The following is a 21,987-nucleotide window of genomic DNA, read 5'->3' on the forward strand; positions in this document are numbered from 1 at the left end:
CTATCAGATCCTTTCGGGCCTGATTCCCAGTCGAACTTGGGTTGTCTTTGCGGCTGTTGGGCCGTTCCGACGTCTCAAACTCTAGTGGATTTTCCCGGTGAACCGAAATCGGCTCCCAGTGTCGGAATTCGGCATGCCGAAATCGACCCTGGCGGGAGATCGTACGGAGTTTGATTGCCGCTTTCGCGGCGGGAGGTGATGCCGCAGAACCGTTACGGCTGTGTGGCAACTCGGAGAACCTTACGGATCACCGGGAGGGGTGTCAACCCCTGCCCGGCCCGTCGAACGTACGTAAGAAAACGTCCGGAGAAGAGGTGTCAGTCCAGGTCGGTGAGGCGGCCGCCGGCGTCCGGCTGGGCGTCCTCGACGCGGCGCAGGAGGCGGGTCAGCATCTCGCCGAGTCCCGCGCGCTCGTCCTGGGCGAGGTCCTGGAGGAGGTCCTCCTCGAAGGAGGCCGCCATCTGCATCGCTTCGAGCCACTTCGTGCGGCCCTCGTCCGTCAGCTCGACGATGACGCGGACCCGGTTGTTCTCGTCGCGGTCGCGGGTGACCAGACCCTCGCCCGCCATGCGGTCGATGCGGTGGGTCATCGCGGCCGGGGTGAGGCCGAGGCGCTTGGCGAGTTCGCCGGGGCCCAGGCGGTAGGGGGCACCCGAGACCACGAGGGTCTTGAGGACTTCCCATTCCGCGTTGCTGATGCCGAGGGCGGCGACTTGGCGGCCGTACGCGACGTTCATCCGGCGGTTCAGGCGGCCGAGGGCCGAGACGACCTTCTCGACCTGGGGGTCGAGGTCACGGAACTCGCGTTGGTATGCGGCGATCTGCTCGTCGAGGCTCGGCTCATGAGGGCCGGGCGACTCTGGCGTGTCTGGCATCCGCGAAGTATGGCATGGGGCGCGTTGGCATTGAAGTCCTTCTCTGTGTATTGTTGAGGTTCTAACTTTACTGTTGAAGTCTTCGGACTTCAGGTCTTCAGGGTTGAGGTGAGTATGACCAAGGCGATGGGCTCAGCGATGCGGCGGATTCAGGCAGGCAACGCGCTGAGTGCGTTCGGGCTGGGATTCACGGTTCCGTATCTGTACGTGTACGTGGCTCAGGTGCGGGAACTGGGACCGACCTCGGCGGGCATCGTCCTTGGCGCCTTCGCCATGGCCGCGCTGGTGGCGCTCCCCTTCGTAGGGGCGTTGATCGACCGGCGCGGGCCCGTGCCCGTGCTGATCGGCGCGGCGCTCTCCGCCTCTGTGGGCGCCGTCGCGCTCGGCAGTGCGGCGAGCCTGGCGACGACCGTGGCGTCGGCTGCCGTCCTGGGTGTCGGTACGGCGGTCATGCAGCCCGCGCTGGCGACGATGATCGTGCGGTGCTCCACGCCGGAGACCCGGACGCGCTCCTTCGCCATGCAGTTCTTCCTGGCGAACCTCGGTCTCGGCATCGGTGGCCTGATCGGCGGCCAGATCGTCGACAAGGACGACCCCACCACCTTCACCCTGCTCTTCGGCATCGAAGCCGTGATGTTCCTGGTGCTCGCCGGGATCGCGATGACCGTGCGCATGCCGCACATTCCCGTGGTCGAGGGCGCCGGCGCCGACCGGGGGTTCTTCGCGGGGATCAAGACGATGGCCCAGCACAAGGCGATGCTTCAGCTGTGCGGGCTCGGGTTCGTGATCTTCTTCGCCTGCTACGGACAGTTCGAGTCGGGGCTCGCCGCGTACGGGACCGAGGCGGCCGGGATCGACCCGTCGACGCTCGGCATCGCGCTGGCGGCCAACACGGCGATGATCGTGGTCGCGCAGTTCCTGGTGCTGAAGTTCGTCGAGCGCCGTCGGCGGTCGCGGATGATCGCCCTGGTCGGGCTGATCTGGACCGTGGCGTGGATCGCGGCCGGATACGCGGGCCTCGGGCACGGCAGCCAGACGATGGCGACCGCCGCCTTCATCTCGACGTACGCGCTCTTCGGGCTCGGTGAGGCGATGCTGTCGCCGACCGTCGCTCCGCTGGTGGCCGACCTCGCGCCGGAGTCGATGGTGGGGACGTACAACTCCGCCTTCGCGCTCGTGAAGCAGCTCGCACTGGCGGTCGGGCCCGCGGTGGGCGGACCCATGGGGGCCTCGCTGCACATGCCGTACATCGTGACGTTCATTCTGTTCTCGCTCGGCATCAGCGTGCTCGCGCTGCGGATGGGCAAGCAGCTCACCCCCGCGCAGGACCTGCCGATTCCGGTGAAGTCCATCGTGGTCGCCAAGCACGTGCCCGAGAGCGAGACGGGCGGCGTCAAAGCTGCTGCGTAACCCCTGACGCGTGGTCGGGCAGTGCGAACTCGCACCACACCGCTTTACCGCCGCCCGGTGTGCGGCGCGAACCCCAGGACGAGGCGATCGTCGCGACGATCGAGATGCCTCGTCCTGCTTCGTCTCCGGGGTCGGCCCGGCGGCGGCGGGGGAGGTGGTCGTCGCCGTCCGTCACTTCGATGATCAGGCGGCGGTCCGTGCGGCGCAGGCGCAGGCGCATGGGGGGTGTGCCGTGCTGGAGGGAGTTGGCGACGAGTTCGCTGGCGGCGAGGACGCCCAGGTCGGACAGTTCGACGGGGAAGCGCCAGGAGGAGAGGACTCCGGTGGCGAAGGCGCGGGCGCGGGGGGCCGCTTCGATGCCGCCGAGGAGTTCGAGGGCCGCGTTGTGGAACAGCTCCGCGTCGTGGCCCTGGCGGGCGGGGTGCTGGACGACGAGGACGGCGACGTCGTCGTCGTGGTCGGTGGTGATGCCGAGGGCCCTCATGAGGCGGTCGCAGACGACCTGCGGGGTGCCGGTCGCGCCGGAGAGGGCGCGTTCGAGGGCGGCCACTCCCTCGTCGATGTCCTCGCGACGGCGTTCCACCAGGCCGTCCGTGTAGAGGACGGCGGTGGATCCGGGCGGCAGGGCGATCGTGCCGGAGGTGTGCATCCAGCCGCCCGTGCCGAGCGGGGGGCCCGGGTTGTCCTCGGCTCGGTTGACCGTGCCGTCCTCCTCGCGGACGAGGATCGGGAGGTGGCCCGCGGAGGCGTAGACGAGACGGCCCTCGTTGGGGTCGTGGACGGCGTAGACGCAGGTGGCGATCTGGCTGGCGTCGATCTCGGCGGCGAGGCCGTCGAGGAGTTGCAGGACTTCGTGCGGGGGCAGGTCGAGGCGGGCGTACGCACGGACCGCCGTGCGGAGCTGGCCCATCACGGCCGCCGCGCGCACGCCTCGGCCCATCACGTCGCCGATGACCAGGGCGGTGCGGCCCGCGCCGAGGGTGATCACGTCGTACCAGTCGCCGCCGACCGCCGCGTCCTTGCCGCCGGGCTGGTAGGTGGCGGCCAGGCGCAGGTCGTCGGGCTGTTCCAGTTCCTGGGGGAGCAGGGAGCGCTGGAGGGTCACGGCCGTTTCGCGCTGGCGGCGTTCGGCGGCGCGCAGGCGTTCGGCGGCGTCGGCGTGATCGGTGACGTCGGCGGCGAAGATCAGGACGCCGCCGCCGTCGGGGATGTCGAGGGGCGTGCAGGTGATCGTGTACGAGCCGCCCTTGGCCGTGCGGCGGGACTTGACCGTGCGCGGGGTGCCGCTGCGCAGGACTTGGTCCAGGAGCGGGAACAGACCCAGCTCCTCCAGTTCGGGCAGCTCGGTGGCGGCGGGTGCGCCCGGGGTGCGGTCGCCGAACACGGTGGCGTAGGCGTCGTTGACGTACGCGATGCGGTGTTCAGGACCGTAGACCAGGGCGACCAGGGCGGGGAGCTGGCCGACGATCTCGCGCAGGGACAGGTCGTCGAGGGTGGGCGGGCGCGGCTCTTCGGCGGCCGGTGAGGTCCCGTCGGCGGGTGCCTCGTCGGGCTGCGGCCCGCTCTCACCTCGGGCGGCGGGCACGGACCCGCGGTCGGACCGGGCTGCTGCGCGGCGCTGCGTTCCGGGGAGCCGGGCGCTCCAGCGGGTGAAGTTCACTGAACTACTTGCCTCGTGATCGGAGAGGTGGTGCAGGTCGGCTTGGTCCCGGGGATCGCCCGGGGTGCTGCGGTACTTCGGTGGGGCGGGTGCTGAAGTGCGCAGTAGGCCGGTCCGCGTGGTCCTTCCCGTACGACCGCCTGGTGCGACGGCCGTGCGGGCGGTGAGCGCGCACGGGGCGGCGTGCGTGATCACGGTGTGCAGGCGCGGGTCAACCTATCGTCACACGTCCAGTGTGACGGACCGCACTGACAGCCGGTAATTGAGAGGACGTCAGCGGGGCCTGGGAGGTTCGCCGCCCGCCGCGAGTTCGAATTCCGCGCGCGGGTGTTCCAGTGAGCCGAGCGAGACGATCTCACGTTTGAAGAGGCCGGAGAGGGTCCATTCGGCGAGGACGCGGGCCTTGCGGTTGAAGGTGGGGACGCGGCTGAGGTGGTAGGCGCGGTGCATGGCCCAGGCGGGGTAGCCCTTGAGGCGGCGGCCGTAGACGAACGCCACTCCCTTGTGGAGGCCCAGCGAGGCGACCGAACCGACGTGCTTGTGGCGGTAGTCGGTGAGGGGTCGTCCCTCCAGGGAGGCCACGATGTTCTCGGCGAGGACCTTGGCCTGGCGGACGGCGTGCTGGGCGTTGGGGGCGCACTCCTTGCCCTTCTCGGGCGAGGTGAGGTCGGGGACGGCCGCCGCGTCCCCGGCGGCCCACGCGTGCGGTGCGCCGTCGACGGTGAGGCGGGTGGTGCACCGGAGGCGGCCGCGCTCGTCGAGGGGGAGGCTGCTGGCGGCGAGGATCGGGTGCGGTTTGACGCCGGCGGTCCACACGAGGGTGCGGGTGGGGAAGCGGGCGCCGTCGTCGAGGACGGCGACGCGGTTCTCCACGGAGTTGAGGCGGGTGTTCAGACGGACGTCGATGCCCCGGCCGCGCAGCTCCCGCACGGCGTACTTGCCCATCTTCTCGCCGACCTCGGGGAGGATCTTGTCGCTGGCCTCGACCAGGATCCACTTCAGGTCGGCGGGCTTGATGTTGTGGTAGTAGCGGGAGGCGTAGCGGGCCATGTCCGCGAGCTCGCCGAGGGCTTCGACGCCCGCGTAGCCGCCGCCGACGAAGACGAAGGTGAGGGCGGCGTCGCGGACGGCGGGGTCGCGGGTGGAGGAGGCGATGTCCATCTGCTCGATGACGTGGTTGCGCAGCCCGATGGCCTCCTCGACGGTCTTGAAGCCGATGCCGTGGTCGGCGAGGCCGGGGACCGGGAGGGTGCGGGAGACGGATCCGGGGGCCAGGACCAGTTCGTCGTACGTCATCCGGCGTGGCCCGGTGCCCTCTTCGGCGGTGGCGAGGGTGGTGACGGTGGCGGTGCGCTTGGCGTGGTCGATCGCGTTGACCTCACCGACGAGGATGCGGCAGTGCGGCAGGACGCGGCGCAGGGGCACGACGACGTGGCGCGGGGAGATCGACCCGGCGGCCGCTTCGGGGAGGAAGGGCTGGTACGTCATGTAGGGGTCGGGGGTGACCACGGTGATCTCCGCGCCGCCCTGCCCACCGCCCTGCCCGCTGCCCCGTCCACTCCCCTGTCCACTCCCCTGGGCGAGCTGCCGTTTCAGCTTCCGCTGGAGGTGCAGCGCGGTGTACATGCCGACGTATCCGCCGCCTACCACGAGAATGCGCACTGGATTTGTCACCGTCCCATGAGGCAACGGGCGCTGGGCTTTGTCCACAGGGCCGACGGATTGTGTGACTGGACGCCAGTCTTCTTTTGGCGCGCAGACGTTGCTGCCGGTCGTTGATACGTGTGATCAATGCGCTGGTCAGGGGGTGAGATGGGGGTTTTGGGGCGGCCTGACGACGGGAAGAGCCGGGCAACTGCTCCGTTCGGGGGGCACACCGTGCGGAACAACCCCCTTCTGAATCGCCCCGCGCTCAACTATGTTCGTATCTCGTCGGGGTGGCGGGGTGAGTGCTCGTGCGACTCGTGGACTCCGGCAGTCAGGGCGGGGAGTGTCTCCGGGGGGAGACATCATTACCGGGGGAACGCTGATGCACATTCAGGATTCACATTGGCAGGCTGCCGTGTCGTCGGCAGGTTCGGCCGCTTCGGCGGCTGTGACGACGACGGCCACCGTGGCGGACGGCAACGGGCGGGTGGGTGCGGGCGGTTCGTCCGCGGTGCCCCGGTCCGCACCGCTCCGCGTGGACGCACAGCGCAATCTCGAACACGTACTGCGGGCCGCCCGCGAGGTGTTCGGGGAGCTCGGTTACGGGGCTCCGATGGAGGACGTCGCGCGCCGGGCCCGGGTCGGGGTCGGCACGGTCTACCGGCGCTTCCCGAGCAAGGACGTACTGGTGCGGCGGATAGCCGAGGAGGAGACCTCCCGGCTGACCGAGCAGGCGCGCACGGCGCTCGGGCAGGAGGACGAGCCGTGGTCGGCCCTGTCCCGGTTCCTGCGCACGTCGGTGGCGTCGGGTGCGGGCAGGCTGCTGCCTCCGCAGGTGCTGCGGGTGGGCGTGCACGACTCCGAGGGCGACGGTGTGTTCGACACCGCCGGTCGCGATGCCACCCGGGTGCCGCAGCAGCGGCAGGCCGACTCCGCTCCTGATCTGCGGCTGGTCGAGCAGGACGGCTCGGTGGGCGGCTCCGCCGGGGGCGACCTGGACGACGCGGGGGCGGCGACGCTCCTTGAGGTCGTGGGCCAGCTGGTGGACCGGGCGCGGGCGGCGGGTGAGCTGCGGGGCGACGTGACCGTGGCGGACGTGCTGCTGGTGATCGCCACAGCGGCTCCTTCGCTGCCGGACGCGGCGCAGCAGGCGGCGGCCTCGTCGCGTCTCCTGGACATCCTGCTGGAAGGACTGCGCTCGCGGCCCGCGTGACGTCCGCCGTGGGAAGAGGCCCTCCGTGGTGGGGGGTTTGTCGTACCGATAGCCCGCCAACGCCTCCCCTAAAGGGTGAGGATTAGCGCTCCGTTTCGGGAAAACTCCCCGGACGAGTGGTTGGCGGGCTTGATCGGCTTTCGGCGCGTCGCCCTGTGGGAGTCTTGGCCGGATATTGCGGTCGATGGGCGCGTACGGGGGCTTCCGCCATGGGTGTTGACGAGCGGGACGAGTCTCTCGGGGACGGCGACGACAACAACGTGGCCGAGAGCTCCGATGCCGGTGCCGGGCTGCCGCCTCGGCAGGTGCCGAGTCAGGGCGGTCCGCTGGGGGCCACTCCCGCGCCGGACGTCGAGCGGGGACCCGATCCGACGAGCGTGCCGCAGCAGCGCGGTGGCGGCACCTCGCGCGGCGAACCGGGCCCCTCCGACGCCGACTTGGTCGAGCGGATGCGGGCCGGGGACGACGGTGCGTACGAGGAGCTCTTCCGGCGGCACTCGGATGCCGTACGGCGCTATGCCAGGACGTGCTGCCGGGATGCGCACACCGCTGACGACCTGACCGCCGAGGTCTTCGCGCGGACGTTGCAGGCGGTGCGGGGCGGGGCCGGGCCGCAGCACGCCGTACGCGCGTATCTGATGACGACGGTGCGGCGGGTCGCCGCGGCGTGGACCAAGACGGCGCGGCGCGAGCAACTGGTCGAGGACTTCGCGGTGTTCGTCGACCAGGCGGCGCGGGCGTCGGAGGCGCGCGACGACGACACGCTGGACCTGGGTGCGGACGTGCGCGCGATGCACGAGGCGGAGCAGACGCTCGCCATGCAGGCGTTCCGGTCGCTGCCCGAGCGGTGGCAGGCCGTGTTGTGGCACACGACCGTCGAGGAGGAGTCGCCGAGTGAGGTGGCTCCGTTGTTCGGGCTCACGGCGAACGCGACGGCGGTGCTGGCGTCGCGGGCGCGGGAGGGCCTGAAGCAGGCGTACTTGCAGGCGCACGTCAGTACGGCGCTGACGGCGGGGGGCGACTGTGCGCAGTATGCGGACCGGCTGGGCGCCTATGCGCGGGGCGGGTTGCGGATGCGGGCCGAGCGGGGGCTGCGGAAGCACCTGGAGGAGTGTGCCAAGTGCCGTCTCGCCGCCGGTGAGTTGCGCGATGTGAACGCGGGGATTCCGGCGCTGCTGCCGGTGGCGGTCATCGGCTGGGTGGCTGCGGGGTATGCGGTGAAGGCCGCGGGGGTCGTGGCCGGTGGGGTCGGGGTGGGTGCCGGGGTCGGAGCGGGGGCTGCGGCGGGGGCTGGGGGAGCGGCTTCGGGTGGTGCGGGTGGGTCTGGGGGTGCGGCCGGGGGCGGGGCCGTGGCGGAGGGGCTCGGGGCTCCGGCGAAGGTCGGGATCGGGGCGGCGGTCGCCGTCGCGGTGACGGCGGGGCTGGTGTTCGCGTTCGCGGGGGACGAGGCGCCGATCCCGCCGAAGGTGGATGCGAAGCCGCGCGTGGTGAAGCCGTCGGTGCCGAAGCCTCTGGTGCCGAAGCCCAAGCCGTCGGTGCCGCCCGTGGTGCCGCCGCCCGCGCCGAGGCCGACGCCTTCCGAGGTGCCGAAGCCGTCGCCGACGCCGAGCCGGGCGAAGCCGAAGCCGCCCGCGCCGCCGGTGAAGCCCGCGCCCAGGCCGCCGAAGCCCCGGCCGACTCCGCCGCCTCCGCCCGCTCCCGCGCCGAAGCCCGAGGGGTACCCCGTCGCGGAGTTGGCGTACTCGCCGATGGGCGATCACACCGAGCCGGAGGTACGGATCGGGGAGAGCAGTGCGGTGTGGCAGCGGGCGGACATGTCGATCGGCGGGGTGACGCAGGGGAGCGGCATTTCGGTGCCCGCGACGTCGTCGGTGGTGATTGACCTGAACCGGAGGTGTTCGACGTACGACGCGAGGGTCGGGGTCGACGACATGACCATGGGGAGTGGGGCTGTGCGGTTCTCCGTGTACGGGGACGGGGCGTTGTTGTGGCGGTCGCCGGTGCTGCGGGGTGGGGACGGGGCGGTGGGTGTGCATGTGGGGATCGCGGGGCGGAAGGTGTTGCGGCTGGTGACGGAGTCGGTGGGTGAGGGGGTGTCGGATGCGGCGTTCGCGGATTGGGCGGGGTCGCGGATCGGGTGTGGGTAGGGGCTTGGGCTGAGCGGTAACGCCGGGACGGCTCCGCCTCAGACTCCTCCACTACAGGCTCCCTCCGCCTCAGGCTTGGGCGCTACAGGCTTCGGCGGAGCGGGACGCCGCCCGCGACCGCGCGTTGTCTCGGGGCGGCGGAGCCCGTCCAGCACGTGCCTCGGCGGGAGATCAGGCGGCGGAGCCAGAGTTCTGTGGAGGTCAGGTCGGCGAGGCCGTCCAGGGGGACCGGTTCGCCCTCGGCCGCCGCGCGCAGGGCCTTGCGGACCACCCGGGCTTCGATCAGGCCCGCGTCCGCGAGGAGGGGGGCGTCGAAGAGGGCGAGGAGAGTCGTGAGGGCCGCGCGGATGCCCGCCTGGGCGGTGGCGGTTGACGTGGTGTGCGCGGTGGCGGCGCCCCAGCCTGCGGGGAGGTCGTGGATTCCGGTGCCCGCGAGGACCGCGCGGAGGATCGCGGCGCGGGCTCCCGGCTGGACGCGGAGGGTTTCGGGGAGCGCGCGGCAGGCCCGTACGACCTGATTGTCGAGGAAGGGGGCGTGGAGGCGCTGGCTGCGGACCTCGGCGGCCTGCTCGAAGACACGGTGGTCGTAGGCGTGGCGCGCCAGGGCCGCGCGGGCGCGGGCTTCGCCGGGGCGCTGTGAGGAGGCCGGGCGCAGGGCCGACTCCTGGAGGCGGATCGATACTTCGGCGAGGGCTTCGCCCGTGAGCCAGCGGGCCGCCGGGCCGGGGCGGGACCAGGTCAGGGCTTCGAGGGACGCGTCCAGGGCGCCGGTGGGGGTGGCCGGGGCCGCGGTGTCCCGGTGGGTGAGGCGGACTGCGGCCTCCTCGATGCCCGAGCGGTAGGGCGTACGGGCGAGGCGGCGGGCGGCGCGGTAGACGGTGAGGGGGACCAGGAGGGAGGTGGGGGACGTGCCTTCGGCCTTGGCGAGGGCTGTCGCCGGGCGGAGGATGTGGCGCCGCCTGCGGTCGATCAGGAGGTCGGCGAGGCGGGCCGGGTGCGCGTCCAGGACCTGGCGGGCGCCGTTGCCGACGAGGTGGTCGGCGCTGCCGGACTGGAGGCGCAGGCGGGCGCGTTCGGCGGTGACGAGGGAGGGGCCCGGCTCGTCGGTGAGGGGGCCCGACTCCAAGTCGGCGTACGGGAGGGCCTCTTCGGCGCCCGGGACGACTATGTGGTGGAGGCGGGGGTTGGCGGCGATGGCTCCCGCGCGTTCGAGTTCGGGGGCGAGGTCGGTCTCGCGGGCGCGGGGGGTCGCGGCCAGGTCGTTGAAGGTGACGGCGAGGAGGCGTTCGCCCGCGCCGGTGCCGTGGCCGAGGACCGTACCGGGAAGGCCGGGGAGGCCCGCGGCGAGGAGGGCGAGGGTGGCGGAGGCGCTGCCTCCGGAGAGGTCGGAGCCGATGCCGGGGACGGGGGCGCCCCGGCGGCGGGCGCGTCGTTCGGCGGGGCCCATGCCGGGGACCGGGCCGGGGTCGGGGAGGGGGGCGTCGGGCGCGTGGCGGGGGGCCGTGAGGCGGGCCCGTACCGCTTCGACGAGCGCGTCCCGTACGCCGTCCACGGCGCTCTCCGGGTCGAGTTGGGGCGCGGCGACGGCGAGGGACGCGACCGGCTCGTACCCGGTGATCTCGCGCGAACCCTCGCGCAGGACGAGCGCGTGCCCCGGCGGGATGCGCTTCACGCCGGTGTACGGAGTGCCGTCGCGGAGGGCTTCGGGTACGTCGGGGCAGGCGAGGAGGGCGGCGAGGTGGCCGATGTCGAGCTGTGCCTCGATGAGGTCGGCGAGGGGGAGCGCGGCGGTGGCGTACGCGGTGCCATTCGCCCAGGGCGTGTAGAAGACGGGGCGGGCTCCGGCCAGGTCACCGGCGATGGTGACGCGTCTGCCGGTCTGGACGACGGCGGTGTAGGAGCCGGGCCAGGCGGTCAGGTGCCTCAGTGCGCCGCCGCGCGCCGCGAAGAGTCCGACGCGGAGTTCTTCGTCGGTGGCGCCGCAGCAGCCGAGGACGGCGAGGCGGGTGAAGGCGTCGATGGTGATCGTGCGGACCTCGTCGGGACGCCAGTCGCCGACGGCCCACAGGGGGTCGGGGTCGCCCCACAGGAGCTGGGCCCCGACGGGCTGCACGGTGTCGCCCTCGTGCTCGGTGCCGGGCGCGCCGACGGCTCCGACCGTGCCGAAGCTCGCGGCGACACTGCTCCATCCCACCAACCAACGCATCGCCGCCTCCACAGGCTGTGGACAACTTTGCTCGCGGTGCGCGGGTGACCTGGCCGGTCGCGGTGTGGTGGTGCTCGTGCCGTCCGGCCGCCTCGTCGCCCCGGTGCGTGCACCGTGCCGTGCGCTCGCGCGCGTGGGGACCATGCTGCCACGACTGGGGCGTGGGGGTGGGGGTGCGGGGGGCGGTGGCGATGGCCAATGCGCGCGGGCAAAGGGGGAGTTGGGGGGCAATTGGGGTGGGGCCCTTGCAGGGGGCGCCCGTTCAGGGGCGCGGGCCGTGCTGGAACTGCGGCTCGGCTGGCCCTGGGTGGACGCGCCCCGCCAGGGGCGCGGGGAACTGCGCGCCCAGCCCCAACGCACCCGCACGTGTCCGAGACAGCCGCGCGGCGAGCGCTTGAGGTGAAGGGGCGGGGAGGGGCAGCCCGCCGCAGGCGCACCCGGGCACGGCGGCACCCACCGGCGGAAGCCAACCAGGCGGCACCGAGGGCTGGGCGGGGGGCGAGACGGGGAGCAAGGCGGGGGCGGCGCTGCGGCCCAACCGCCGCCGCACCGACCACATCCGGCCAAGTTCACCGGGGCGCGCGCAGTCCGGGAGGCGCTGTTCGCCTCCCGGACCGGTCCGCCACCCGCGGGGATGAAGGTGGCGGCGTCCCCCAGCCCACTGGGTCCAGTGCAGCGGGCCGACCCACGCACGTCCCATGGAAGCGCCGCCCCCGACACCCGGTAAGAGCGCACGGGCGGGCGCACAGCCACACAAAGGGAGCACGAAACGGGCGGAACGTTCCTCTCCGCCCGTCTCCGACCCCCTGACCGAACAACAATCTCGCCATACGGGACACATGCCCTTAACGCTTGGGATGCGGCGAACTACGCTGGGTTTACGAATGCCGCGAGCCTATGCCGGGCCCGCGGCGGCCGTCTGCGTGAGGGGTGGCGCAATGTCCAGGGAGCAACGCGGGCCGAACGACAAGCTCGGCACGGTTCTCGCCCTCGCGGGAATCAGCAACGCCGGGCTGGCGCGCCGGGTCAACGACCTCGGTGCGCAGCGCGGTATGACGCTTCGGTACGACAAGACGTCGGTGGCGCGGTGGGTGTCGAAGGGCATGGTTCCGCAGGGAGCCGCCCCGCACCTGATCGCCGCCGCGATAGGCGCCAAGCTGGGCCGTCCCGTACCGCTGCACGAGATCGGTCTCGCGGACGCCGACCCGGCCCCCGAGGTCGGGCTCGCCTTCCCGCGCGACGTGTCCGTGGCGGTGCGGCACGCCACCGAGCTGTACCGGCTGGATCTGGCCGGGCGCAGGGCGGGCAGCGGCGGCATCTGGCAGTCCCTCGCCGGTTCCTTCGCGGTGAGCGCGTACGCCACGCCCGCCTCGCGCTGGCTGATAACCCCGGCGGACTCGTCCGTGGCCCGGGACTCCACCGTCGCCGAGGGCTCGCCCGACGCGACGCCGTTACGGGTCGGCCACAGCGACGTGGCCAAGCTGCGCGAGGCGGCCGAGGACGCGCGGCGCTGGGACTCCAAGTACGGGGGCGGCGACTGGCGTTCGTCGATGGTCCCGGAGTGCCTGCGGGTCGACGCCGCACCTCTCCTCCTCGGTTCGTACAGCGACGACGTCGGCCGCTCCCTCTTCGGCGCGACCGCCGAACTGACCCGCCTCGCCGGGTGGATGGCCTTCGACACCGGTCAGCAGGAGGCCGCCCAGCGGTACTACATCCAGGCGCTGCGCCTCGCCCGCGCCGCCGCCGACGTGCCTCTGGGCGGCTACGTACTGGCGTCGATGTCCCTCCAGGCCACCTACCGGGGCTTCGCCGACGAGGGCGTCGACCTCGCGCAGGCCGCCCTGGAGCGCAACCGGGGCCTGGCCACCGCCCGCACCATGAGCTTCTTCCGCCTCGTCGAGGCGCGTGCGCATGCGAAGGCGGGCGATCCGGTGGCGGCGGGGGCCGCGCTGAAGGCGGCGGAGGGCTGGCTGGAGCGGGCCCGGGAGGGCGACCCCGACCCGTCCTGGCTGGGCTTCTACTCGTACGACAGGCTGGCCGCCGACGCGGCGGAGTGCTACCGCGACCTGAAGCTGCCGCGCCAGGTGCGCCGGTTCACCGAGCAGGCGCTCTCCCGGCCGACCGAGGAGTTCGTACGGTCGCACGGGCTGCGCCTGGTGGTGAGCGCGGTGGCCGAACTGGAGTCGGGCAACCTCGACGCGGCGTGCGCGGCGGGCACGCGTGCGGTGGAGGTGGCGGGGCGGATCTCCTCGGCGCGCACCACCGAGTACGTACGGGACCTGCTGCACCGGCTGGAGCCGTACGGCGACGAGCCACGGGTGGCAGAGCTGCGGGAGCGGGCGAGGCCACTGCTGGTGGCTCCGGCGTAGTACGGGGCCGCCCGGTGGGCGAGGGAGGCACGCGCGGCGCGTGACACGTGGAAGCACACCGGAGCGCGTGGCGTTGGCCATAACTCCTGTCCATGGGGTTTGACTGCGTTGTCAGTGGGCCAGTGCACTATTCGGGGTGGGAGGTGGCAGCGATGAGTCATGACTGCGACGTGCTGGTGATCGGCGGGGGGATCGTCGGGATGGCGTCCGCGCATGCCATCACGCGGGCGGCGCCCGGCACCCGGGTCGTGGTGCTGGAGAAGGAGTCGGGCCCCGCCCGGCACCAGACGGGGCGCAACAGCGGGGTGATCCACAGCGGGATCTACTACCGCCCCGGCTCGCTCAAGGCGCGGTACGCGGTGCGCGGGGCCGCCGAGATGATCAAGTTCTGTTCGGAGCACGGGATTCCGCACGAGGTGACGGGGAAGCTGATCGTCGCCACGGAGCGGGAGGAGCTCCCCCGGCTGCACTCCCTCGTGCAGCGGGGACGGCTCAACGGCATCCCGGTGCGCGAACTGGGTCCCTCGCAGATCGAGGAGTACGAGCCCGAGGTGCGCGGTCTCGCGGCCATCCACGTCGGCTCGACGGGCGTGTGCGACTACGGGCGGGTGACGGAGGAGCTGGCCCGCTCGTCCGGGGCCGAGGTGCGGTACGGGGCGGAGGTCCGCGTCATCGCGCGCCGCGCGTCCGGGATCGCGGTGCGGTGCGCCGACGGCACGGTGGTCCGGGCGAAGGCCCTGGTCAACTGCGCGGGGCTGCACTGCGACCGGGTGGCGCGGATGGCGGGCGACTCCCCCGGCATGCGGATCGTCCCGTTCCGGGGCGAGTACTTCGACCTGGCGCGGCCGGAGCTGGTGCGGGGCCTGGTCTATCCGGTGCCGGACCCCGCCTTCCCCTTCCTCGGGGTGCACCTGACGCGGGGCGTCGGGGGCGGAGTGCACGTCGGACCGAACGCGGTGCCCGCGCTGGCCCGCGAGGGCTACGACTGGGGAGCCGTGCGCCCCGCGGACCTGGCGGGGACGCTGGCCTGGCCGGGGTCCTGGCGGATAGCGCGCAGGCACTGGCGGTACGGGGCCGGGGAGCTGCACAGGTCACTGTCGAAGCGGGCGTTCACGGAGGCGGTGCGCCGGCTCCTCCCCGCTGTCACGGAGGCCGATCTGACGCCGTCGCCCGCAGGGGTGCGGGCGCAGGCCGTCCTGCGGGACGGGACGCTGGCGGACGACTTCCTGATACGGGAGGCACCGCGCACGGTGCACGTGCTGAACGCGCCTTCGCCTGCGGCGACCGCTTCGCTGCCGATCGGGCGGGAGGTCGCACGGCGCGTTCTCGGGGTACTGGGGGTTCTCAGCCCGTCCGGCGTTTGAGGACGCGCGGCGAAGCCGTGCAGGGGGCGAGGGGCGCAGCCCCCATCCGTGACTCCAGCCCCGTCAGCGTCGAGGCGCAGGAGCGGTGAGGGGCGGCCCGCCGCACGCGCCCCCCGTACCGCGCAACGGCGCGGACGAGCACGGGACGCCCCCTCGCCATCCGCTCCGTAGGATTGAGGAGCCCGTGTCCCAGAAGAGCGAGAAGCCCACGATGCCCCAGAGCCCCGAGCCGCAGGCCCCCGAAGCCGGTCCCGACCCGACCGCCGACGCCGAGGCCGCCGCAGCGCCCGGCCCCTCCCAGGCCGCCGCCGCCCAGCGCGCCGCCGCGTACGAGCGGGCCGAGCGGATGCGTCCAAGGGCGCTGCGCATGTTCCCCGAGGGGACGGGCCCGTCCCCCGACCCCGCCGGATCGCACTTCGAGCGCCGCATCCGCAGCTTCCAGCCGCGCCGCAGCCGGGTCACCACCGGCCAGGGCGAGGCCCTCAAGAAGTGGTGGCCGACCCGGGGCATCGACATCGACGGGCAGAGCGTCATCGACCTGGGCGAGATGTTCGACGGGCTCCCGGTCGTCCTGGAGATCGGCTTCGGGATGGGCGAGGCGACCGCGCAGATGGCCGCCGACGACCCGAAGACCGGCATCCTCGCCGTCGACGTGCACACCCCCGGCCAGGGAAACCTCCTCGGCCTCGCCGAGCGCAACGACCTCTCCAACGTCCGGGTGGCCAACGGCGACGCGGTCATCCTCCTCCGCGAGATGCTCTCCCCCGACTCCCTGACGGGCCTCCGGGTCTACTTCCCCGACCCCTGGCCCAAGGCCCGCCACCACAAGCGCCGCCTGATCCAGCCGGAGTTCCTCTCCCTCGCCGCGACCCGCCTCGCCCCCGGTGCCGTACTGCACTGCGCGACCGACTGGGAGGACTACGCCGAGCAGATGCTCGAAGTCCTCTCCGCGCACCCGGACTTCGAGAACACCCAGGAGGACGGCGGCTACGCGCCCCGGCCCGCCTTCCGCCCGCTCACCCGCTTCGAGGGCCAGGGCCTGGACAAGGGCCACGTCGTCCACGACCTGCTCTTCCGGCGCGTCCCGCACACGAGTTGACGCACCGCTGACGCACAGCTCGACGCCCCGCTGGACGCCCCGCTCGACGCGCCACTGACACGCCGCTTCCCCTCGGCGACTGTCCGAACACGATCGCGAGTGTCAGTGGCAGTCGGTACGGTCGTTGGATGTACGAGACGTACGCATCGCCCCCGCCGCCCGCGGCCCCGGCCCCCGCGCCGGAGCCCGCGGCAGCCGGGCCTGCCGCAGCGCCTGCCACCGGGCCGGGCTTCCTCCGCGGTCTGCGACACCGCGCCTTCTGGCGCAACCGGGCGGTCCGTGCCACCGCGCTGATCCTGCTGCTCGCCCTGTCGGGCCTGATCCTGCTCGCTCTCGTACGGGAACAGACCGGCACCCGGGGCTTCCTCGTCGGGCTCGGCCTGGCCGTCTTCCCGGTGCCGCTGCTCCTGCTGGCGTTCCGCTGGCTGGACCGGGTCGAGCCGGGCCCCTGGCGGAACCTGGTCTTCGCCTTCACCTGGGGCTCCTGCGCGGCGGCCCTCGTCGCCATCACCGCGAACAGCTTCGCCGTGCGCTGGATAGCCGTGGCCACGGCCGATCCCGCCAGTGCGGACACGCTGGGCGCGACGGTGGTGGCCCCGGTCGTCGAGGAGAGCGCGAAGGCGGCGGCGATCCTGCTGGTCTTCCTCTTCCGCAGACGGCACTTCACCGGAATCGTCGACGGCGTGGTCTTCGCGGGCTTCACCGCGACCGGTTTCGCCTTCACCGAGAACATCCTCTATCTGGGCAACGCCTTCGGCGAGGACCAGGAGTTCGGCTTCTCGGGGCTCGGGTCGGTGACGGCCGGGACCTTCTTCGTCCGCGTGATCATGTCGCCGTTCGCGCATCCCCTCTTCACCGTGCTCACCGGCATCGGCTTCGGTCTGGTGGCGCTCGCCCCGGCCCGCCGGATGCGCGGCAGGACCTGGGTGCGGGTCCGGCGCTTCCTGCTCCCGCTGACGGGCCTGCTGCTCGCCATGGGCATGCACGCGCTGTGGAACGGCTCGGCGTCGTTCGGCCCGCTCGCCTTCTACGCCGTGTACGGGCTCTTCATGGTGCCGGTCTTCGCGTTCCTGACCTGGCTGGCGATCTGGACGCGGCAGCGCGAGCTGCGGCTGCTGGGCGCGGAGCTGCCCGCGTACGCCGTCGCGGGCTGGCTGGACCCGGCCGAACCTCTCGCCCTGTCCTCGATGCGGGCCCGCTCGATCGCCCAGGGGCAGGCGGCCCGGGTGCACGGCCCCGGCGCGGCGAAGGCCGTCGCCGAGTACGAGGCGGCGGCGACCTCGCTCGCCTTCCTGCGGTACCGGGCGAGGCGCGGAGCGGCGACCCCCGACCGGGCCGCCGCCTTCCAGGCCCGCGAACGGGAACTGCTCCACCGCCTGTGGGAGCGCAAGCGGATCGCGGGCCCCGCCCTGGTGTACGCGGCGCAGGTCACCGGGCGAATACGGCTGCTCCCGCCGCCGTACCACCCGGCCTACGCCGCCACTTACAACCCGTACAAGACCTACTGAGGCCGTCCGGTCAGGCGGCGGCGACCGTCAGCCTGCTCAGCTCGGCGTCCGTCAGCTGGAGGTCCGCCACCGCGAGCAGCGCCGGGAGCTGCTCGACCGTGCGGGCGCTGGCGATCGGGGCGACCACGGTCGGGCGGGAGGCCAGCCAGGCCAGGGCCACGGACGCGACCTCGGTCTCGTGCGCGGCGGCCACCTCGTCCAGGGCGGCGAGGACCGCACGGCCGCGCTCGGTGGTCAGGTGCTTGGCCGCGCTCTCGGCGCGGGCGCTGTTCACCGCCTCGCCGTCGACGCGGTACTTGCCGGTCAGGAAGCCGGACGCGAGCGCGTAGTACGGGACGGCCGCCAGGCCCGCCTGCGAGGCGACCTCCTGGAGCTCGCCCTCGTACGTGTCGCGGGAGACGAGGTTGTAGTGCGGCTGGAGCGCCGTGTACTTCGCGAGGCCCTCGCGCTCGGCGAAGTCCAGCGACTCCCGCAGCCGGTCGGGCGCGATGTTGGAGGCGGCCACCGCGCGCACCTTGCCGTCCCGTACGAGCTGGTCGAGAGCGGCGACGATCTCCTCGACGGGCACGGTCGGGTCGTCGTAGTGCGTGTAGTAGAGGTCGATGTGGTCGGTGCCCAGGCGGCGCAACGATTCCTCGGCGGCGGCCTTGACGGTGACCGCGCTCAGGCCCTTGTACGAGGGGTGCGCGCCGCCCTTCGTGGCGACGACGACGTCGTCCCGGTTGCCCCGGGCGGCCAGCCACTCGCCGAGGAGGCGCTCGGACTCGCCACCCTCGTTGCCCGGCGCCCAGGCCGAGTAGACGTCGGCGGTGTCGATGAAGTTGCCGCCGCCGGCGGTGTACGCGTCGAGGACGGCGAAGGACTGGTCACGGTCGGCGGTCCAGCCGAAGACGTTGCCGCCGAGGGCGAGCGGGAACACGTCGAGACCGGAGTTGCCCAGCGGGCGAAGAGGGGAGGAAGTCATGTCGTACGACAACCCCCGCGCCCGCCGGGCCTATTCCGTGCACGAGCCACGGATGGGTGGCCCGACGGGTGGGACGGCTCAGACGGTCAGGCCCTTGCCGCGCAGCCAGGCCGCCGGGTCGATGCCGTCGCCGCCGGGCGTGTGCACCTCAAGGTGCAGGTGCACGCCGGAGACGTTGCCGGTGGCGCCCATGTTGCCGATGACCTGGCCCGTGGTGACCTGCTGGCCCGCCGAGACGTTCATCTGCGAGAGGTGGGCGTACCAGACCTCGGTGCCATCCTGGAGTTCCAGCACGATCCGGTAGCCGTACGGCCCCGACCAGCCCGCCGACTTGACGGTCGCGCCGTGCACGGCCTTGAGCGGGGTGCCCGCCTGGCCCGCGAAGTCGAGGCCGGTGTGCTGCCCGGAGGACCACATCGAACCGGCCTGCCCGTAGGTGGCGGTGAGGGTGTACGAGGAGACGGGCAGCGAGAAGCTGGCGGCGAGCTTGGCGAGACGCTCGGCCTCCGCCTTGGCCTCGGCTGCGGCCTTCTCCCTGGCCTCCTTCGCCGCCTGCTCCTTCTCGGCCTGCTCCGCCTTGGCGTCGGCCGCCTTCTGGGCCTTCTTCGCCTCGGCGGCGGCGTCCTTCACGGCCTGCTCGCGGGCCTCCTGCCGGACGGCCTCGTCGGCGGCGGCGCGCTGCTGGTCGGCCTGCTGGAGGATGCGGGCGCGCAGGCTCTCACCGGCGCCGGTGGACTGGCCCCCGGCAGAGGCGTGAGTGGCGGCGGCCGGAGCCGCGGCGACGGCGACGCCCGCGTCCGCTGTGTCATCGTCATCGGCGTCCGTGTCCGCATCCCCGACCAGCGCGCCCACGCCCGGCAGGGACGTGGCGTCCGGCAGCGAGTCGGCGAGCGAGTCGAGGGACTCGGTGATCTGGTCCGGCAGCGATATCGACACGGCGGGCTTGTCCTGCGCCGTGGCGATGCCGCCCGCACCGACGGCGGCGATGACGCCGACGCCCAGGACCGTGGAGCTGCGGGCGAGGGAGCCGCGCTGCTTGGCGACCCGGTGCTTGCCGCGTACGGGGGCGAGGGTGTCGGCGGTGGGGTTCCACTCCTCGGCGGAGGCCGCGGGAGCCGCGGAGCCGTCCGGAGCGTCGAATTCCACGAAGCCCTCGAAGCCTCCGCGAGGCTGCTGCGGGATCTGGGACGCCTGGGGTGAGTGCGGATCCTGCGGTGCATGCGTGACCTGCGGCGCCAGGACGGCGGTGTCCCCGATGCCGGGTCCCGCCTCGTGGTCGTCGTTCGGAACGCCGTACGCCTGGTAGGAGAACCCAGGGGCCGAGAAAGCGGGGGCTGCGGAGGCAGACCTGTTGGACGCCACGGGGGCGCGCTCCTTTCCTTCCTTCTCGCCTACCGGGTTAGCTGACGGGTTCGGAGCAGGAAGGTCTCCTACGGGCCAAATTCAGCCCGATTCACCCCAAATGGTGGTTCCCCGGTTTCCTCACGGAATTCGGCGCACGCGCGCGGCGCCGCCTCTGACGACGGCTGGGACGACCGCACTGCGTTATCGAACGTTAATAGACACACAAGTGGAATTCCAAGCTGTCCCTCTTGATCGTTAACGCTGCGCACGCACCCATGGCCATGACATTCAGGGCGATATGACAACGAATCAGGGCGGAAGCACGGCTCTCCAACCACCCCTTCCGCCCCACCCTTCCCACCCTCGCAAACCCTCCACAACTGATAGATCGTCAATTGTTATGTGAAGAGATCCCTGTCGCGCACACCCCGTGACGGACCGTGCACACCGGTGTGATCCCCCGCCGCGCCGCCCTCCTCCTACGGCCGCTTGACGATCTCCACCGTCCGCCGCCGCCCCGGCTGCCCCACCCCCGGCCGCCCCACCGCGAGCAGCGCCATGTCGTCGGTCTGCTTGCCGCCCGTGTGCACGCGCACATCACTGGTCAGCGCGTCCAGTACGGCCTCGGGCCCGGGAAAGAGCGAGCGCCGCAGCCGCACCGCCGGGTCGTAGAAGACGCCCGCCTGGTCCCGCGCCTCGGAGAGGCCGTCGGTGTAGAACACCAGCGTCGACCCCGGCGGATACGTGAACTCCCGCGCCCGGTCCGGCCAGTCCCCCAGGTCCCCCATCCCCAGCGGCAGCGCGAACTCCTCCGGCTCCAGTACGTCCAGCTCGCCGTCCGCGTACAACAGCAGCGGCTCCGGATGCCCCCGGTTCACCAGCCGTACGACGCCCTCGCCGCGCGGGATCTCCGCGAGCACCGCCGTCGTGAACCCCTCCAGCGCGTCCAGCCCGTCCCGCCGGGTGCCCTCCCGCTCCAGCGCCCGCTCCAGCCGCTGCGCGACGCCCTCCAGGCTGCCCTCCGTCTCGGCCGCCTCCCGGAACGCACCGACCACCACCGCCACCGCCTCGACGGCCTCAAGCCCCTTGCCCCGTACGTCCCCGACCACCAGCCGGACCCCGTACGGCGTGTCCTGCACCGCGAAGAGGTCGCCCCCGATGAACGCGTCGGCCTCGGCGGCCTCGTACCGCGCGGCGATCTCCAGGCCGCCGATCCGGTCCGACGGCGTCGGCACCACGGCCCGCTGCGCCGCCTCCGCGATGACCCGCACCGAGGCGAGCTGGCGGCCACTGCGCCGGACGACCCGGTTGATCAGGATCGCGAGCACGGACACGGTCAGCACGGTGACCAGCTCGGTCACGGCCACCACGGTCGTCATCTCGTCGTCGGCGACCCGCAGCCCGAGGACCGCCAGGATCGAGGCGACGGCGGTCAGCCCGGTGTTGGCCAGCGAGAAGAACGGGGCAGCGACCAACGGGGCCGCCGCGAAGAGCGGGGAGGAGGTGAAGTCGTCCGGCGTCAGCGCGTCGAAGAAGATGCCGCCGACGATCATCAGCGCGGGCAGCGCCCGTACGAACCGCCGCGTCTTGCGCCCGCTCTCCTGCGGAACCCCGCTCCTGCCGTCCCCGGGCCCGCCGCTCGCGTCGCCCCCATGTCCGTCGCGCCCGTACCCCGCCACCGTCAGCTCTCCTGCCCAGGTCCGCACCGGGTGCGGACGGTACCGCTCCCCACCCAGGCTGGCCGGAGCCGCGCCGTACGGCGAATCGACGTCCGCCATGTGGGGGACGGAGCACGTACGCACGGGAACGCCGAAGGCCCGGAACTCAAGGAGTTCCGGGCCTTCGGTGCTATCCAGTAGCGGGGACAGGATTTGAACCTGCGACCTCTGGGTTATGAGCCCAGCGAGCTACCGAGCTGCTCCACCCCGCGTCGGTAAACACAACCCTACGCCATCCGAAGGACCCCTCGCGACCACCTTGCCGCCCGGGACACAGCGATGCCCCCTCTCCCGGGACGGGAAAGGGGGCTTCCGGTAGGCCGCGTGGGACTCGAACCCACAACCAACAGATTAAAAGTCTGCTGCTCTGACCAATTGAGCTAGCGGCCCGCGCGCCCCAGCATAACCGCACGGTGCCGCCGTCCTCACGGCCTTGTCCCTGATGGCCGGGAGCGACCGGGCC

14 protein-coding genes, 2 tRNA genes and 1 riboswitch are annotated in these 21,987 nt (G+C 72.5%); of the genes, 7 read left to right on the forward strand and 9 right to left on the reverse strand.

Annotated features, from left to right (window positions below; genetic code table 11):
* Positions 1-317: 317 nt before the first annotated feature.
* Positions 318-875, reverse strand: coding sequence for a MarR family winged helix-turn-helix transcriptional regulator (locus tag OG897_RS00005; RefSeq protein WP_266651582.1), 558 nt, complete (start codon positions 873-875; stop codon positions 318-320).
* Positions 876-989: 114 nt separating this feature from the next.
* Between OG897_RS00005 and OG897_RS00010 the strand changes: the two genes are divergently transcribed.
* Positions 990-2,285 carry an MFS transporter gene (locus OG897_RS00010; RefSeq protein ID WP_266651584.1) on the forward strand — a complete coding sequence of 432 codons (1,296 nt, stop codon included), beginning with the start codon at positions 990-992 and terminating at the stop codon, positions 2,283-2,285.
* Here OG897_RS00010 and OG897_RS00015 read toward each other — a convergent pair.
* Together OG897_RS00015 and OG897_RS00020 are read right to left on the reverse strand one after the other, a co-directional pair.
* On the reverse strand, positions 2,269-3,945 hold the full coding sequence (locus OG897_RS00015) for an ATP-binding SpoIIE family protein phosphatase (RefSeq protein WP_266651587.1): 1,677 nt from the start codon (positions 3,943-3,945) through the stop codon (positions 2,269-2,271). The two genes, OG897_RS00010 and OG897_RS00015, sit on opposite strands and share 17 nt — an antisense overlap.
* Positions 3,946-4,218: 273 nt before the next feature.
* Entirely contained in the window at positions 4,219-5,571 is a 1,353-nt protein-coding gene (locus tag OG897_RS00020; protein ID WP_266656437.1) for an NAD(P)/FAD-dependent oxidoreductase, read from the reverse strand.
* Between the two features lie 403 nt (positions 5,572-5,974).
* On the opposite strand from OG897_RS00020, the gene OG897_RS00025 reads away from it, so the two are divergent.
* Positions 5,975-6,805 carry a TetR/AcrR family transcriptional regulator gene (locus OG897_RS00025; protein ID WP_266651589.1) on the forward strand — a complete coding sequence of 277 codons (831 nt, stop codon included), beginning with the start codon at positions 5,975-5,977 and terminating at the stop codon, positions 6,803-6,805.
* A gap of 209 nt (positions 6,806-7,014) precedes the next feature.
* The gene (locus tag OG897_RS00030; protein WP_266651591.1) at positions 7,015-8,952 is read left to right on the forward strand and encodes a sigma-70 family RNA polymerase sigma factor; all 1,938 of its coding nucleotides are present in this window, start codon (positions 7,015-7,017) and stop codon (positions 8,950-8,952) included.
* Between the two features lie 82 nt (positions 8,953-9,034).
* Here OG897_RS00030 and OG897_RS00035 read toward each other — a convergent pair whose 3' ends face one another.
* Positions 9,035-11,158, reverse strand: coding sequence for an asparagine synthase-related protein (locus OG897_RS00035; protein WP_266651593.1), 2,124 nt, complete (start codon positions 11,156-11,158; stop codon positions 9,035-9,037).
* Positions 11,159-12,096: 938 nt separating this feature from the next.
* Between OG897_RS00035 and OG897_RS00040 the strand changes: the two genes are divergently transcribed.
* The 4 genes from OG897_RS00040 (at position 12,097) to OG897_RS00055 (ending at position 17,498) form a co-directional block, all read left to right on the forward strand.
* Positions 12,097-13,527, forward strand: coding sequence for an MFS transporter (locus OG897_RS00040; RefSeq protein ID WP_266651595.1), 1,431 nt, complete (start codon positions 12,097-12,099; stop codon positions 13,525-13,527).
* Between the two features lie 152 nt (positions 13,528-13,679).
* Positions 13,680-14,891 (forward strand): L-2-hydroxyglutarate oxidase, encoded by a 1,212-nt coding sequence (gene lhgO, locus OG897_RS00045; protein ID WP_266651597.1) that lies wholly within the window; start codon positions 13,680-13,682, stop codon positions 14,889-14,891.
* 346 nt (positions 14,892-15,237) lie between these two features.
* Positions 15,238-15,990, forward strand: coding sequence for a tRNA (guanosine(46)-N7)-methyltransferase TrmB (trmB, locus tag OG897_RS00050; RefSeq protein WP_266656439.1), 753 nt, complete (start codon positions 15,238-15,240; stop codon positions 15,988-15,990).
* A gap of 128 nt (positions 15,991-16,118) precedes the next feature.
* Positions 16,119-17,498 carry a PrsW family intramembrane metalloprotease gene (locus tag OG897_RS00055; protein WP_266651599.1) on the forward strand — a complete coding sequence of 460 codons (1,380 nt, stop codon included), beginning with the start codon at positions 16,119-16,121 and terminating at the stop codon, positions 17,496-17,498.
* Positions 17,499-17,508: 10 nt separating this feature from the next.
* Here the strand turns inward: OG897_RS00055 and OG897_RS00060 are convergent, their stop codons facing one another.
* The 5 genes from OG897_RS00060 to OG897_RS00080 all read right to left on the reverse strand — a co-directional run bounded on the left by OG897_RS00060 (position 17,509) and on the right by OG897_RS00080 (position 21,914).
* The gene (locus OG897_RS00060) at positions 17,509-18,462 is read right to left on the reverse strand and encodes an aldo/keto reductase (protein WP_266651601.1); all 954 of its coding nucleotides are present in this window, start codon (positions 18,460-18,462) and stop codon (positions 17,509-17,511) included.
* A 78-nt stretch (positions 18,463-18,540) separates the two neighbouring features.
* Positions 18,541-19,608: a M23 family metallopeptidase gene (locus OG897_RS00065; RefSeq protein ID WP_266656441.1), complete on the reverse strand. Its 1,068-nt coding sequence runs from the start codon at positions 19,606-19,608 to the stop codon at positions 18,541-18,543.
* 227 nt (positions 19,609-19,835) lie between these two features.
* Positions 19,836-19,969, reverse strand: a riboswitch (cyclic di-AMP (ydaO/yuaA leader).
* Between the two features lie 316 nt (positions 19,970-20,285).
* The gene (locus OG897_RS00070; RefSeq protein WP_266651603.1) at positions 20,286-21,584 is read right to left on the reverse strand and encodes a PP2C family protein-serine/threonine phosphatase; all 1,299 of its coding nucleotides are present in this window, start codon (positions 21,582-21,584) and stop codon (positions 20,286-20,288) included.
* Between the two features lie 78 nt (positions 21,585-21,662).
* Positions 21,663-21,736 (reverse strand) — tRNA-Met (locus tag OG897_RS00075).
* Positions 21,737-21,840: 104 nt separating this feature from the next.
* Positions 21,841-21,914, reverse strand: a tRNA-Lys gene (locus OG897_RS00080).
* Between the last annotated feature and the right edge of the window lie 73 nt (positions 21,915-21,987).

Origin of the sequence: Streptomyces sp. NBC_00237 (genome assembly GCF_026342435.1) — a bacterium.
Lineage (GTDB): Bacteria > Actinomycetota > Actinomycetes > Streptomycetales > Streptomycetaceae > Streptomyces.